General features: G+C 40.9%; 13 protein-coding genes. 2 read left to right on the top strand and 11 right to left on the bottom strand.

All coding sequences use genetic code 11. From position 1 onward, the window contains the following. Window positions 1-32: 32 nt before the first annotated feature. Window positions 33-713, top strand: coding sequence for a YesL family protein (locus JQM81_RS08595; RefSeq protein ID WP_235233096.1), 681 nt, complete (start codon window positions 33-35; stop codon window positions 711-713). On the opposite strand, the gene yicI is transcribed toward JQM81_RS08595, so the two are convergent. The 6 genes from yicI to JQM81_RS08565 all read right to left on the bottom strand — a co-directional run bounded on the left by yicI (window position 710) and on the right by JQM81_RS08565 (window position 9,593). Further along, window positions 710-3,067, bottom strand: a complete 2,358-nt coding sequence (gene yicI / locus JQM81_RS08590) for an alpha-xylosidase (RefSeq protein WP_235233095.1) — start codon at window positions 3,065-3,067, stop codon at window positions 710-712. The genes JQM81_RS08595 and yicI overlap by 4 nt on opposite strands. Window positions 3,068-3,191: 124 nt before the next feature. Next, complete coding sequence (locus JQM81_RS08585) at window positions 3,192-4,478, bottom strand: ABC transporter substrate-binding protein (protein WP_235233094.1); 1,287 nt, start codon at window positions 4,476-4,478, stop codon at window positions 3,192-3,194. A gap of 22 nt (window positions 4,479-4,500) precedes the next feature. Continuing rightward, window positions 4,501-5,340, bottom strand: a complete 840-nt coding sequence (locus JQM81_RS08580) for a carbohydrate ABC transporter permease (protein ID WP_235233093.1) — start codon at window positions 5,338-5,340, stop codon at window positions 4,501-4,503. After that, complete coding sequence (locus JQM81_RS08575) at window positions 5,340-6,218, bottom strand: carbohydrate ABC transporter permease (RefSeq protein ID WP_235233092.1); 879 nt, start codon at window positions 6,216-6,218, stop codon at window positions 5,340-5,342. The genes JQM81_RS08580 and JQM81_RS08575 overlap by 1 nt, the downstream gene beginning before the upstream one ends. A 236-nt stretch (window positions 6,219-6,454) precedes the next feature. Then, complete coding sequence (locus JQM81_RS08570) at window positions 6,455-8,560, bottom strand: glycoside hydrolase family 36 protein (protein WP_235233091.1); 2,106 nt, start codon at window positions 8,558-8,560, stop codon at window positions 6,455-6,457. After that, window positions 8,547-9,593, bottom strand: a complete 1,047-nt coding sequence (locus JQM81_RS08565) for a LacI family DNA-binding transcriptional regulator (RefSeq protein ID WP_235233090.1) — start codon at window positions 9,591-9,593, stop codon at window positions 8,547-8,549. The genes JQM81_RS08570 and JQM81_RS08565 overlap by 14 nt, the downstream gene beginning before the upstream one ends. Before the next feature lie 326 nt (window positions 9,594-9,919). Here JQM81_RS08565 and JQM81_RS08560 point away from each other — a divergent pair, with 326 nt between their 5' ends. Continuing rightward, a complete protein-coding gene (locus tag JQM81_RS08560; protein WP_235233089.1) occupies window positions 9,920-10,834 on the top strand; it encodes an AraC family transcriptional regulator in 915 nt (304 codons plus the stop codon). A 75-nt stretch (window positions 10,835-10,909) separates the two neighbouring features. On the opposite strand, the gene JQM81_RS08555 is transcribed toward JQM81_RS08560, so the two are convergent. From JQM81_RS08555 to JQM81_RS08535, 5 genes are read right to left on the bottom strand one after another with little or no spacing between them, the layout of a single operon-like run. Continuing rightward, window positions 10,910-11,644, bottom strand: a complete 735-nt coding sequence (locus JQM81_RS08555) for an ABC transporter ATP-binding protein (RefSeq protein ID WP_235233088.1) — start codon at window positions 11,642-11,644, stop codon at window positions 10,910-10,912. 6 nt (window positions 11,645-11,650) lie between these two features. Continuing rightward, window positions 11,651-12,094 (bottom strand): FtsX-like permease family protein, encoded by a 444-nt coding sequence (locus tag JQM81_RS08550; RefSeq protein WP_235233087.1) that lies wholly within the window; start codon window positions 12,092-12,094, stop codon window positions 11,651-11,653. Then, window positions 12,095-13,282, bottom strand: a complete 1,188-nt coding sequence (locus JQM81_RS08545; protein ID WP_235233086.1) for an FtsX-like permease family protein — start codon at window positions 13,280-13,282, stop codon at window positions 12,095-12,097. Between the two features lie 11 nt (window positions 13,283-13,293). After that, on the bottom strand, window positions 13,294-13,899 hold the full coding sequence (locus JQM81_RS08540; protein WP_235233085.1) for a hypothetical protein: 606 nt from the start codon (window positions 13,897-13,899) through the stop codon (window positions 13,294-13,296). Further along, the gene (locus JQM81_RS08535) at window positions 13,874-15,154 is read right to left on the bottom strand and encodes an MFS transporter (RefSeq protein WP_235233084.1); all 1,281 of its coding nucleotides are present in this window, start codon (window positions 15,152-15,154) and stop codon (window positions 13,874-13,876) included. Before JQM81_RS08535 ends, JQM81_RS08540 begins: the two co-directional genes overlap by 26 nt. Window positions 15,155-15,205 lie beyond the last annotated feature (51 nt).

The raw sequence follows: 15,205 nt of genomic DNA, 5'->3' as shown, positions 1-15,205 counted from the left end.
TATAATACCTCTCATACAAAGGAGGTATTTTTATGAGTATTTTTAATATGGACGGCCCGGTATTCCGTTTCTTAAATAAGATGGCAGATCTTTGCATATTAAATCTGATATTCTTACTCTGCTGTCTCCCGATTATCACAATCGGTGCTTCTGTAACTGCATTGTATTCTGTAACACTTAAAATGTCCCGTGATCAGGAAGGATATATTGCACGCAGCTTTTTCAAAGCTTTTAAAGCTAATTTTAAACAGGCAACTTCTATCTGGATACCGTCTCTTCTTCTGTTATTTATCATGCTTGCAGATATACGTATCTACAGTTCTTCAAATGCGGGAAAATACCAGCCACTTTTGATCGGAGCATATTTGATATTTACATTAATTGCTTTTATGCTTTCCTTCGCCTTTCCTGTTCTGGCAAAATTTAAGAACACAACTGGTAATATCATTAAGAATGCCTTTTTAATGGGAGTCGGAAGCTTTCAGTGGACACTTTGTATCTTGGTCATCCTGATCGTTCCAACCGTTCTGACACTGATGATTCCAGCAAGTCTCAGTTTTATCTATATGCTCTGGCTGTTATTTGGTTTTGCTCTGATTACATTATGCACATCCTACATTTTTGATTATAAGATCTTTCCGAAGTATATAAGAGAAGAGCCTTCCGAGTCTTCCGAAGAAGACTCGGATTCTCCTGATATGACAGAGAATTAAAGCTCAATTACTACTTCTTTACTTTCCGGTGTTAATACGATACCTTTTTCTGTGGTCTCTGCTTTTGCACCGGAAATATTTTTTGCTTCTTTTACATTGACAAGAAGATATGTCATACCTTCTGTGATCTCAGATACAGTAACTGTAATCTTATTTCCAGTTCTAGAAGCCTTCGCTGTTAAAACAATATTTCCCTTCAGATCCGTGATCTCACAGTCAGCTTCACATCCATCTTTCAATGCATAGAGTTGCAACTGTACATCCTTTGTATAATCATAGTCCGGACGGTCTTCCTCTGCACCCATGGCAAGGAGTGTATTCTCTCTTACGTATACCGGCAGTGAGAAGTAATCGTATGTATCATTCTGCCATGTGCCGCCTTCTCTTGTCTCTCCAGATAACAGATGTGTCCATGTTCCCTTTGGAAGGTAATAGTCAACATTGCCATCTTCACGGAAGATTGGTGCAACAAGAATACTGTCACCAAGCATATACTGCATATCCAGATATCTGACTGCCGGATCATTATCGAATTCCAGAACCATCGGTCTCATAGATGGTACACCAGTCTCATGTGAGTTTACTGCAATACGATAAATATATGGCATCAGCCTTGCTTTCAGTTTTGTAAATGCACGGCATACATCAACGGATTCTTCATCAAACAACCATGGTACTCTATAACTCTTTGATCCATGTAATCTGCTGTGTGTAGATAACAGACCGAACTGCAGCCAACGTTTATATACATCAGGAGTTGCTGTCATCTCAAATCCACCCATGTCGTGGCTCCAGAATGAGAATCCGGATAGTACGAAGGAAAGTCCTCCACGAAGGCTTTCTGCCATAGATGGATAGGTTGCTGAGCAGTCGCCACCCCAGTGAATCGGGAACTGCTGTCCGCCAACAGTAGCACTTCTTGCGAAAAGAACTGCCTCGCCTTCTCCACGCTCCTGCTCCAGAAGCTTGAATACACATCTGTTGTAAAGATTCGTATAATAGTTATGCATGCTCTTCGGATCTGAACCGTCAAAGTACTTCACATCAATTGGAATTCTTTCACCAAAATCAGTCTTGAAGCAGTCAACTCCCATATCCAGCAATGTCTTCAATTTTCCAGTATACCATGCAACTGCATCAGGATTAGTGAAGTCTACAAGACCCATTCCCGGCTGCCAGTTATCAATCTGCTTAATACCTTTTCCGTCAGCTCTCTGCACCAGATATCCCTTTTCCATTCCTTCACGGAAGAATGCGGTTCCCTGTGCAATATATGGATTAATCCATACACAGATCTTAAGTCCTTTCTTCTTATAGCGGTCAAGCATACCCTTTACATCTGGGAAGGTTCTTTCATCCCACTCAAAATCACACCAGTGGAATTCCTTCATCCAGAAACAATCAAAGTGGAATACACGAAGCGGAATATCACGCTCTGCCATTCCATTGATGAAAGAACTTGTGGTTTCTTCATCATAATTTGTGGTAAATGATGTTGTAAGCCACAGGCCAAAAGACCAGGCCGGTGGAAGTGCTGGCTTACCTGTAAGATCTGTATAAGTCTCCAGTACATTCTTCATGGTCTTTCCATAGATAATATGATAACGGATTTCTTCTCCCTCTACAGAAAATCCGACATTTTCAACTTTTTCACTTGCAATCTCGAAAGAAACATTGTCACTGTGATCTACATATACCCCATAATTTTTGCTTGTCACATAGAAAGGAACGTTTTTATAAGAAATCTGTGAAGAAGTTCCTCCGTCTTCATTCCAGCAATCTACAACCTGCCCATTCTTAACAAAAGCTGTAAAGCGCTCGCCAAGACCATATACACATTCTCCTGCATCAAGAGAAAGCTCTGTCATCATATATGGTTTATAATCAGCTGCCATATAATTGTCTTCTGGAAATTTTGTCAATGTCTTTCTGTCATACTGCATATATCCAAGGTTACGGAAACCAATACTTGTCAGTACCTTTCCATCTGCCTCAAATGTTACTTTAAAATCTTCACGGTTAACCCTTACTGCCACATTTCCTGCTGTCATTACCGCTTCTTTTTCATTAATCTCTACTTCTGTATCCTGATAATCTTCAAATAGTTCATAACGTGGCTCTTTTTTATCATATCCTTCATAATGATAACTTCTCACGCTGATAATATCTTTTCTGATAGACGTAAATTCTGTTGTAATCGTAGATACATCCAATGCCCCTGCACGATCAGTAATCACTCTTGTCGGAGCTACAACTTTCATACCATGTGGTATTTTTTCTACAATAAACGCCTGTGCGGCATGTAGTGCATTTGCTCTTTCATTTTTCTCCCAATAACCTTCTGTAAATTTCATATTAGGCCTCCTAAATAAACTATTTTGTTTAGAAACAAAATTCCTTATAGTATAAAAAAACAGGGGAAAGCAAAGCTTTCCCCCCTAAAGCAAATTTGATAATTTATTTAATTATTGCTTTTGATTAGTTTCCAGAGCCGTCGATTTCAACCCATTTTTCTTCGATTGTCTTCATCGTCTCTTCTCTTGTAGCCTGTCCGCCTACATATGCCTGCATAGCTTCACCAAATGCAGTATGGAAGCTGTCTGTTGAGTAGATAACTCCAAGTGGAGCACTTCCTTTTTCTTCTACAGATGCATTACCCTGATTGATTACAGCATAATCAGATTCACCATCTACTTCGATTGGAGGAACAACGCCTGCAACGTCTGTGAACCAAGCTTTGCCATAATCAGATGTATACCACCAGTTGATGAAATCAAGAACTGCATCTAAGTTCTCAGAATCTTTGCTGATACGAAGAGCCTGGTCAGAACCTGTGATAACCTGGCAGTCTGCCGGATCATCAGATACTGGATAACCAGAGAATCCAATGTTGATATCTGGATTAATCTGTTTCACATCTTCTTCAACCCATGCGCCCTGTCCAATCATGATAGCAGCTTCGCCGTTTGCAAATGCAGCCTCTTCTGCACTCAGGTCAGATTCCAGAGGTTTAGCATCTCCGTTTTCTGTAACAAGATCAATAAAGTCAAAGTAGTTCTCAGCAATAATTGGATAATCTTCTAATTTTGCTTCACCATTTTCCATAGCTTCTACAAATGCTGGATAGTCTTCAACAGCAGCGCCTGCAAAGTGCTGGAAGATATGTTTGAATACCCACCACTCAGCATAACCATCTGTAAATGCTGTGATTCCTGCATCATTTAACTTAGCTACACAGTCTTCCAGTTCGGAAACTGTTTCTGGCATCTTCTCAACTCCTGCTTCTTCAAGAAGATCCATGTTGTAAAGTAATCCAAAGTAGTTACCTTTGATTGCGATACCATATACGCCTTCGCCGTTAGCATCTTTCATAGTATCTGCTACAGCTGGAAGCATTGAATCCATCAATGGCTGATCAGACAGATCATAAGAGTACTCTTTGTAAACTTCGATTTCTTTTCCTGATGTTGAAGAAAAGATATCCGGTGTATCACCAGAGTTTAATTTTGCCTTTAACAGTGTCGGGTAATCATTCTGAGTTGTCTCATAGTTGATTGTAACATCTGGCTCAACCGTCTTATACTCTTCAATCAGAGTATTGATAGCGTCAGCATACTCTGGCTGAGAAATGAACATGTAGATCTCTCCTGAGCTTCCGCTTCCGCCTTCGTCACTGCTGTCAGCTTCTTTTTTGCCGCCACAGCCTGCTAACATTGTAGCAACCATAGCAACACACAATAATGCGCTTACAAGTTTCTTTTTCATAATTTTCTCTCCTTTTCTTTTTTTATCCTTTAACAGCACCCGCAACAACACCTTCTACAATATACTTCTGCAGGAATATAAAGATAATGATAGAAGGTAATATTGTAAGTACCATCGCAGCCATCGCATAATGCCACTGTGTATTAAACTGTCCTACGAATGTATAAGCAGCCAATACAAGAGTCTTAGTCTCATTAGAGCTGTTAACCATCAATAATGGTAACAGGAAGTCATTCCAAATCCACATAACATCCAGTACAATTACTGTAAATGTTACTGACTTCAGCAATGGAAAGATAATAGAACGGAATGTTCTGAATGTTCCGGCACCATCAATAAATGCACTTTCATCGATCTCTTTTGGGATCGTTGCCATAAAGTTACTGTAAATAAATGCAGCCATCGGAATACCAAATCCCCAGTACTGAATACCAAGACCAACTCTGCTGTTAGAAAGATGAATTACATTCATAACCTTCAGCAATGTGATCATGATTGTCTGGAATGGAATCAACATAGGTGTTGTGATTAACAATGAAGCAACTGCTGTGTATTTATTCTTTCTTCTGTTTAAAATATAAGCGGCTGAAGAAGCAAATATAATAATACCAACAATACCAATCACTGTGATCATAACGTTGTTAAAGAACAACTTACCATACTGCATCTTATCAATAACGTATGAATAGTTCGCCCATTCAATCTTACTTGGTAACGCAATTACGTCTGATACGACTTCGCCAAATGGTTTTACAGAGTTAATAAACATAAGGAAAACAGGATAAATGTAGCAAACTGCTGCAACCGCCATAAGAATTGTAAGGAGGATTAATTTTAATTTCTTTTTCTGTGATAAACTCATTATAAATCAACCTCCCTGCTTTTCATAATCTTCATAGCCAGCTGTGTAAGTACCAGTACTATCACAAAGAATACCAGTGATTTTGCAGAACCCAGACCATAATTATTATTCTGGAATGCTTCACGATAAATATCAAGTGTAGCACTGTATGTAGATCCGCCAGGTCCACCTTTGGTCAATGCCAGGATAATATCAAATACCTTTAACGCGTTTGTCAGTGACATAAATACACATGTTGTGATAGAAGGACCAAGCAATGGAAGTGTTACTTTAAAGAATCTCTTCCATGATGTTGCGCCGTCTACTGTTGCCGCTTCAAGTACGTCTGTAGGTACTGCCTGAAGACCTGCAATATAGAGTACAATATAGAAGCCCAATGATTGCCATACACCAACCATTACTATTGCCACGAAAGCCAGATTACTTTCTCCCAGCCAGCTCCAATTGAGGAATCCCCATCCCGTCATTTCGAATAATACTTCGAATCCCTGGGAAAAGATGAATTTCCAAATGAAACCAACGATGATCATACTCATTATGTAAGGTACAAAGAACATACCTCTCATGAGGTTTGCAAATCTGATTTTCTGTACAAGAGCTACTGCAATCGCAAGTGCAAGTACATTAGAGAAAATCATAAAAAGTATCGTATACTTTCCTGTAAAGATCAGACTCTTTATAAATTCCGAAGAGCCGCTGAAAACCTTCTTAAAGTTATCGAGTCCGATAAATACTGGTTCCTTTGCTATACCATTCCATTCTGTCAATGAATAATAACCACTCATTACAAATGGAATGTAGATAGTAATCGTAACCAGAATAATTGCCGGAATTGTGTACAGGACACTCTCCCAGAACTGTTTCTTTTTACGTCCCATTCTAACGTATTCCTCCTCTCTTTGTTTCCTTTGTAACTCTATATCCAATTATACGAGTCAAGCCTTGGTGTGTCAATAGGTTTTTTAGCAAACCTAACTAAGATTTCGCTTTTTCATCCTCATTTTATATTCCTTTTGTATACAAAAATATTTATTTTTTTATTATTTTTTTACAAAAAAAGGCACTATTTCGAAGCATTTCGACCCGAAATAGTGTCACTTTTCACGAAATTTTATCAACTTTTCAGTTCAAAAACTCTTGCCGAAGGAACCGCCGGAAGCATCACTGTCAAGATGCCTGTCTGTGCATTCCAATGATAATCGCAATCGCTTTTCATCGGATATGCGCATCTAACTTCCACTTCTCTTCCTTTCAAATGAGCAATAGGAAGCTCCAGATATGATCCGCCGCCTCTGCGCCACACAGACAGATATGTAGCTCTCTCTCCCTTCAGTCCCAGGCTTACCCAGTCATCTGCAAAAGATGAGAAGCCAGTTGGCCAGAATGGAACTGAACATTTAATATCTGAACGGATCTCCTTATAATAATCAAGTCCTTCTTTAACTAAAGCCTTGCGTTCCGGTGCAATATCCACCATATGACCACTCTGATGCACACGCATCAGCATGGCATTGACCATATTGAAGACAGTCTCTTCTTCGTCGCCTTCTATTCTGGGATAAGACCATATCGCAGATTGTTCCATGGTAACACCAAGCGGGGAATTAGCCGCAATCGTTGCATAATTCAGGTATCCTTCCTGATCACTGGTAGACTGAATACTATGCCTCTGAAGCATCGCATAATCCATACGCAGTCCACCGCTGGAACAATTTTCAATAATCAATTGCGGATATTTTTCAAAAATTCCATCCAACCACTGAAGATATGCTCTTTCATGACCAAGCAGTCCATCTCCGACGCTATCCGCATCTATCTCGGTTCCCAGTCCGGGCTCAATATTGTAATCCATCTTAATATAACCAACACCATAGTCATTGACCAGACGATCTATCACTTGCGTTGCATGTTCTCTGACAGCCGGATGTCTGAAATCCAGCTGATATCTGCTTCTATCATATACTCTTTTTCCATGTCTGTGGAAAAAGCAGTCTTCCGGCATATCTTTTACCTTTGGACAATGGATTCCCATAACCTCAAGTTCCAACCATAGTCCGGGAATCATTCCTTTCGATCGAATATAATCAATGACCTCTTTGATACCATTCGGAAAACGCTTGTCAGACGGGAGCCACTCTCCCACCTCATCCCACCAGTATCCATCTGCATACCAGCCTGCATCAATACAATAATATTCACAACCGATTTCCGCTGCTGCATCAATCAAAGGAATCTCTTTTTCCGTTGTTGGTTCTGCCCACAGGCAATTCATATAATCATTAAAGATAACAGCAAGCTTCTCATTATCTTCATTCTCTCTTCTGATTCGACGGCGATATCTCGTAAGTTCCTCTGCCATCTCTTCATTTCCGCCAAGGACTGCTCCTACAGCGGCCGGTACAGATTCAAACTTTTCGCCCGGTTTCAGACACTTGAACCAATGAGACTGATTTTCTGTCGGGCCGGACAACTGAAGATACAGATGATTCGTCTGATCGCTGATCTCCCAATGCCAGGAACCATTCTGTTCAATCTGCCAGAATAGTCTGCTTCCAGTCTCCTCATTGGATACACATCCCATAGGAAGATATTCCTTTGCAGACCAGTTTCCGGTATTCGACACACCAAATGCTTTTGACGAACGAAGTGCCAGATCCGGCTGGGACTGCTCAATACCAAGCTGTGGCAATGTGTATTCCTTCCATTGCACTTCTCTCTGCCAGGAATTATGAATCACTGCCACTTTCATCTTCTGATCTCTCGGCAGAATTCCTTCTTTTTCAAGTCCATTTAGATTAAAAGAAGTCACATATTCCAGAATCTGTTCTTCTGTTCCTCGATTTTCAACAACACTATAGCATCTCGCCATAGCAATTCCATCGTAGAATTGAAAATGGCTTGTCACATAGATACCTGTCTCTTCATCACATGTAACAAATTCCAGCTTACGCCCATATGTGTTACGTTCATCCTTGTGTGAAACGTATTTCATACGATATCCCGGTGCTGTCACCGTATACTTAGAGCCATGTCTTTCTTCCGGACGGTCAAGTCCTGCAAGTTCTATCTCTACAAGCCGGAAGCCCGTCTTTTCGTAATCATCTCTGATAAGCTCTTCCTGAAATGGAAGCTGTGAAAAATGGAGAAACTTTACTTCGTTCTGATCCGTTATCTCAAACACCATATTCAGTCCATTCTCACTAATGTTAATTCTCTGCATTCATCTTATCCTTTCCATTAATAAAAACGCTGTCTCTCTCTATCAGGCAGGTATTAACCTTAATTTCTTTTTCTTCAATTATCTTTCCCTCAAGCAATGAAAGCATGACTTCTGCTGCGATCTCAGCTTTCCTTACACTGTCAATTTTAACAGTGGTTAGTTTAGGTACACTAAGTCTTGCAAACACATCATCGTCACATCCGACAATCGAAATATCTTCCGGAATCCGAATATTCTTTCTATTAAAATATCCCATTGCCTCTGCCGCATTAAAATCTGTGGAAAAGAAAAGTGCTGCATGATGCCCAATATACTTTTCTAATTCCTGGTATGTCGCAATCCTTTCTTCACAAGTCGTTCCCAGCATTACCTCTTCCAGTTCTGCCGTCTCACCAAGAGCTGATTTATATGCTTTCAACGCACCTTGATAGCGCCGGTAATCTGCACCTTTTTTCGCATTGGCGATATAAATAATCTTTCGGATATTTTTCTCTAACAAGTATTCAACAACTTTTTCTCCGCATACCTCATCTGTAGAAGTAATATTATAGCATCCTGTTGTGTAAGGGGTATCTACATCCATATCAATTGATACTACCGGTTTTCCTGTGATTTCTTTAATCTCCTGGTAATATTTGGGGGGCAGGGATATGGAAACCACTCCATCAACGTTCCATCCAAGAATCATTCTCATAACTTCTTGCATATTCTTCGAAGAGCATATCATAATATAATAGCCTTTCTCTCTGAACGCACTTTCCAGTGTACCAATAACAGTTCCGTAAAATGGTCTTTCATAGGGTGACCTCTCCACGAATTCAGGAGTACTGATCAATACTCCTATCATCTTAGACTTTCGGTTTGTCAAAGCATTCAGGCCAAATCTTGGCACATAATTTTTTTCCTCCAAAAGATCCTGAATCTTCTTGATCATTTCCGGTGAAACTTTTTTTGTTCTGCCGTGCAACACATTTGAGACCGTTGTTGCACTGACACCTGCTTCTTCTGCTATTTCCTTAATTGTAATCATCATTCTCTCTCCCCGACAAAAAACTACATTAATTATAGTACAAAAAATACTTCTTGGAAACATTTCTTGCAAACATTTTCATCAGTCGAGAAATATATCATCATGTACAGCAAACCAAAATACAAAGAGTTACGGGACGTTTTTTATTAGATAGAGTTACTGTTTGCTGCACCACTGCAGAAAACTGCTTTGGCATCTGACAAGTTCAGTATACTCTCACGGCATCTGAGCGCAAATGTAATATGGTGATATATTTTTGTACAATAGCGACTTTAAACTTGAGAGTTCTCCCACAATATGTTATAAACAATATAAGGGGGGGGAAAGACATGAATACATTTTTTTCTTTAAAAACCGATATTCTTCCACACGTTACTTATCTTGGGCAAACAGTTACACCTGATAACTGGAAGCATTTTCATCGAACAAATTCAGAATATATTCTGTATATTATTGCATCAGGGGAAATGTATCTAAAAGAAAATGGAACTGAATATCCATTAAAGCAAGGAGATATTCTGCTTCTCGAACCCGGCTGCAAACATGCAGGATATAAATTCGCAGGAAGCACTTATTACTTCGTACATTTCAATCCGTCAACTTTCGTAAAGCATGAAAATGCACCAAAAGAGGATATGCAAAACATCATCAAGACATCACTGTACCGTAATTACAATGAGTCCTCAATCTCCGAAGCCCACTATAACGATACGTCCATTATGATCCCTAAATACATGCATATAGAGAATTCGCAGGTATTTTCTCGAATTGTACAACAGGTGATATCTGCCATTCAAAAAGAACAGACTCGTCATATGTATTACAAATCACTTTCTTCCGGGCACATTGTGGAGATGCTGACTCTGTATTCCAGCACATGGATGTTCAACGCATATGGTCATTCACAGTCCAGTATCAGCACTTCTATGTATGACAAAATCAATGAACTGCTGGATTATCTGCATTCTTCCTACAACACCAAAATCACCAGCAGCTCTATTGAACAGCTTCTCTCTGTTAATTTTGATTATCTGAACCGCATCTTTAAGAAACAGACCGGAACTACCATATTCGCCTATCTGAATCAGCACAGACTGGAGCATGCAATGCAGCTGCTTCTGACAACAACTTTGTCGCTGAGTGAAATTGCAGAATTAACCGGCTTCTCAGATGAATATTACTTTAACCGGTTCTTCAAGAAGCGTGTCGGGATTACTCCTGCAAAATATAGAAAGGCGGGATAGTCCCTATTCCTGCTTGATCATACAGGATTCATCAACTTCAATCATTTATTGAAAATGTATAGAAGGAAGCGAAGACTACCACCCCATACCGGCAAGCCATGTTCCAACTCTGTCTTCTCTTTCCTTCCCATAAAGCATCTCTGCAAGTACCAGTTCCCCCTGGATTCTTCCGTCCAACAGATAGAGAATCCTGCCGCACCTTGCTGCAACCTTGCTGTCATGGGTCACTATAAGAATCGTCATACCTTCCCGGTTCAGTCTACAGAACTCTCCCATAACCTCCTGACTTGCACTCTGATTCAATGCCCCTGTAGGTTCGTCTGCATACAAGATCTTCGGTTGATTCATGAGGCTTCGACAGATACATGCTCTCTGAAGCTGTCCGCCGGATACCTCATGGATCCTGCGGTCTGCAAGCTCACAGATTCCCATTTTTTCCAGCAGCAGTTTTGCTCTCTTCTCTGCTTCCTTTTCAGAGTGTTTTCCTCTCCGGAGACGAGTTGCCGGCAGCATGATATTATCGATCAGATTCAGATTCTTTAACATATTCATCTGCTGAAAGACAAAACCCATTTTCTCCAGGCGAAGTTGTGCCCTTTCATCCTCAGATAGCAAGCCTATCTGTGTTCCGTCAAGCCACACTTCCCCACTATCAAAGCTGTCCATCCCGGATATCTGATAAAGCAAGGTTGATTTTCCAGATCCTGATGGCCCCATGATTGCTACCATTTCTCCATCTTTTATCGTAAAATCTACATCCTTTAGAATTCCATTTTTGCATAAGCCCTTTACAGTTAATATTTCTGGCATGATTCTCTACTCCTTTCCAACACAACACTCATAAGCCTTGATATATTTCACCTCTGACAATCCAATTAAGATCGCACACAGAACTGCAGCCACTGTAAAGCCAGGAATGCATCCACAGACAATCCAAGGGTCAATCTGAAAATGAAATCCTGTCGCTCCCAGAGACTTTAACAATATGCCGGCCACATATTCACCCAGCAGATTCCCGAACAGAACCCCTGCCACAATTCCAATGAACACCACCGGTATATAATGAATGACATAAGATGTTCGGATTACCCTGGCAGCAATTCCAATCGCTTTTTGTAAAGAAATATCATAGCGGTCTCTTGCTATGAAAAGTCGGGTAAATAATATTACCACCACAACAATCACAAGAATTGCCATCAGTATTGCCACCCTTGCTGCCATGCGCACTTCCCGGATCGTCTGTCCATAAGTATCTTCCACTTATTCCTGGATATCCACGGTCTGTGCACTAATACCCTGAGCCGATGCAATATCCGTATATTCCAGGATCCAGGATTCCTTCTCTACTTGATCTTCCAATGACACATAACAGATGCCCCACATCAGTTCTCCCTCTTTTGGAAGAACGGCCACCTTCGCTGTCTTTCCCCCATTGGTGATATCCGAATAGATGCCACAGATCCGATATTCCCATTTATCATCTTCCACAGACAAAGCAAGCATGTCTCCTACAGACATTCCCAATTCCTCTGCGCAAAGATAAGATAATGCAATCTCCCCTTTTTTCCGTGGTGCTGCCCCTTCTGCATAAGTCACCGGGAATATCGTATGATCTCCCTGTTCCACATTCAGACTCTCGGAAGATCCATCTGGCAAAGTGATCCGGTAAGAGCTTGTCTTTAGAGTGACAAATCGTTTCACCCTCTCATCTTCAGATAAGATTCTCTCTATTTGCTCTGTTTTTCCGGCAATATCGTCTGTCTGTCGTATATCCATACGGATATCTGCATCTCCGATTCCCATATAAGTTACAAAAGCAGAAGAAGAAATGGTACTTAGCAGATTCTGAGGCAATATCATCAGAAATACTCCTAATCCAATCACCAGTACTACGATCAGATTTTGTCCGATCTTTCGCCTTTCCTGCTGTCCGATCAAAGCTTCCACAGCAGATAATCTTTCTATATGTTTTAAAGTTCTTCTGATTGAAAAGAGAATGATTCCTTCTGTCAATAGTATCCCTGTAGAAGCAACCAAAAGTGGAATAACTGTATGTTGGGATGGCCCGTATAACTCTTGCATATGAGACGATACCACCTTTTCTGTCAGAGCTGCAAAAGCCAGCCCCGTCACAGCTCCCAGTCCTGATAAGCCAAGAAATTTTATAAAATAAATCCGTCGGATATCTCTTTTCGAAATTCCAATTGCCTTCAACATTCCAATCTCTTTTCGGTCTTTCTCCAACTGTGTAAGCAGTGTAAAACGAATACAAAGAACAGCAATCAAGACTAGCACAACACTGGCAAGAAGTATGACCAGAATCATCAGTCCATCCGAAAGTGCATTCATCATAAGGATCAAAGGTCTTGTAATTGCCGGACCGTTTGCCGGTAATCCTGCATCCGTATATTCTGTTGCAAAGACTCCCACATCTGCTCCATCTTCCAAAAGAAATTCAATCAGATATTCTTCACTTCCTTTTTCTGTAATCGCATATAATCCACTTCACTCACAAGAAAACGTTTCGAAGATGCCATCTTAGAATTCATCTGTGAATCTCTGAGAAAACCTACAATCTCAAAAGAAGTATCTCCAATCTCCACTCTGTCACCCGTGTGAAGATTATATTCTTGGCGATAACAGACCGGAACATAGATCTCGCCGTCAGAGGCTTCCATCACCTGGTTCTCAAGATCCAGCAGAAAATCAAACTTTTCGCTCTGTACACATACACCATTATCCTGTGTACTGTCACTCAAAGACTGGCCGTTTAAAAAAATAGTTCCGTTTTCCAGATTTAGAAAGCGTAACACCTGAAACGCATGGACATCCGGATTCGTTTCTGCAAACCGGATCAGCTCTTCTTCCGAAATCTCTCCTGTATGCATCTGAAGAAAATCCGGTGTCTGCGCCTCTTCCATGAGTGTATTTACAGAACCCAGCAGGGTGACAGATAAAAAGCAGGTTAGTCCGAACAAGAACGCACTGGCAGCCATAAAGACCCATGTCGTAACAGAAAGTAATCGATTTCCCATAATATCATTCCATATCATTCTTTTTCTCATAACACATTCCTCCTTCTGCCTGCATACCGGCATCTTCCAGCAGACGTACATCCCTGACCGGATATATGGCTAATGCCAGAATACTAAGCATCACCCCCGATATCATGATAACGGCTGCGGCTCCTCGTCCTACACCAATGTTCATCTGCTCTCCAATTCCATCCGCAAGGATCCCGGCGATTCCATAAGCGACTACATATCCGATCTGTGAAAGGAATCCGATCAGGCCCCAGGCTCTTCCTTGCAGCTCATCTTCGATATTCGTGCGCACAAGATAATCCAGACAATTATTGGCGAATGGAAGCATAGCGAAAAACAAGAATCCTGACCCACAGATCAGATAGATATTTTCTTTTATTCCAAAAATTACCATTGAAATCCCTGCAATTACCAGAGAAGCGGACAATACTTTGACATATCCTTTTCTTATTCCACATATTCCCAGAAACAGACTGGAAACCAGCATACCGCTGGCACAGACAGTCTCTCCAACTCCTAATGTTGCACTGTCTGCAAAATCCAGAATTAAGGGTTCTGCCAGAATCTGAAAAGCACCCATAAAACAAGTCATGACAGAAGCCACAAAAATCAAGATCAGAACACCTCTTTTCTCTGCAACTGCTTTCCATCCTATTTTAAGCTCCTCAAAAAACGGAGCCCGATTCTCTATAACTGTTCTTTCGATTGCCCTGCGTACCACTCCAGTACAAATCACCGTCAAAAAGAACGTACAGATATCAATCATTAATAAAATCCGAATGTCCGATACTGCCAGAAGTGCACCGGCAAGAATTGGGAAGATGAGGTATCGTGCACTCCCGGCAAGCCCTACAAGTCCGCTGGCTCTGGAATATTCTCCGGCATCCAGAAGATCTGTGATTGTTGCCCTGTAAGAAGGTTCCAAAAGTGATGAAAAGATTGAACTTATTGCTACTCCGATACAGATTTCCGTAAGACTTGCTCCGCCTCTTTGTATGCAGAAGAAGATATACAAAATTCCAAACGCAGAACATCCGTCACCTATCATCATAAGAAGTCTCCTATCGTACCGGTCCGCCAGCACACCGGCAGGTACACTTAAAATCAATGTCGGCAGAAAGGCATGCAAGGTAACAATCGCCATCGACGCTGCACTTTTCGTCTGTTGAAATACATAGACTCCCAGGCCGAAACTGGTAAGCCCTCCCCCGATAGATGACACCAATTCTCCTGCCCACAATAATAAGAATCGCTTAAAATTACTTTTCTTTTCCATTTGAAATTCCTTTCTTTATTTCCCTTTACAGACCGACAGTCTGTCTATATA

It is taken from the genome of Faecalicatena contorta, from assembly GCF_021531895.1.
Taxonomy (GTDB): domain Bacteria; phylum Bacillota; class Clostridia; order Lachnospirales; family Lachnospiraceae; genus JAFBIX01.
This window is presented reverse-complemented; position numbering and strand designations above follow the sequence as displayed.

Excerpts from the sequence above, each read along its gene's own strand:
- JQM81_RS08540 (WP_235233085.1), bottom strand. The coding sequence starts at position 13,899 with ATGAGAAAAAGAATGATATGGAATGATATTATGGGAAATCGATTACTT.
- JQM81_RS08570 (WP_235233091.1), bottom strand. The coding sequence starts at position 8,560 with ATGCAGAGAATTAACATTAGTGAGAATGGACTGAATATGGTGTTTGAG.
- JQM81_RS08560 (WP_235233089.1), top strand. The coding sequence starts at position 9,920 with ATGAATACATTTTTTTCTTTAAAAACCGATATTCTTCCACACGTTACT.
- JQM81_RS08595 (WP_235233096.1), top strand. The coding sequence starts at position 33 with ATGAGTATTTTTAATATGGACGGCCCGGTATTCCGTTTCTTAAATAAG.
- JQM81_RS08565 (WP_235233090.1), bottom strand. The coding sequence starts at position 9,593 with ATGATGATTACAATTAAGGAAATAGCAGAAGAAGCAGGTGTCAGTGCA.
- JQM81_RS08535 (WP_235233084.1), bottom strand. The coding sequence starts at position 15,154 with ATGGAAAAGAAAAGTAATTTTAAGCGATTCTTATTATTGTGGGCAGGA.
- JQM81_RS08555 (WP_235233088.1), bottom strand. The coding sequence starts at position 11,644 with ATGCCAGAAATATTAACTGTAAAGGGCTTATGCAAAAATGGAATTCTA.
- JQM81_RS08585 (WP_235233094.1), bottom strand. The coding sequence starts at position 4,478 with ATGAAAAAGAAACTTGTAAGCGCATTATTGTGTGTTGCTATGGTTGCT.
- JQM81_RS08580 (WP_235233093.1), bottom strand. The coding sequence starts at position 5,340 with ATGAGTTTATCACAGAAAAAGAAATTAAAATTAATCCTCCTTACAATT.
- yicI (WP_235233095.1), bottom strand. The coding sequence starts at position 3,067 with ATGAAATTTACAGAAGGTTATTGGGAGAAAAATGAAAGAGCAAATGCA.
- JQM81_RS08575 (WP_235233092.1), bottom strand. The coding sequence starts at position 6,218 with ATGGGACGTAAAAAGAAACAGTTCTGGGAGAGTGTCCTGTACACAATT.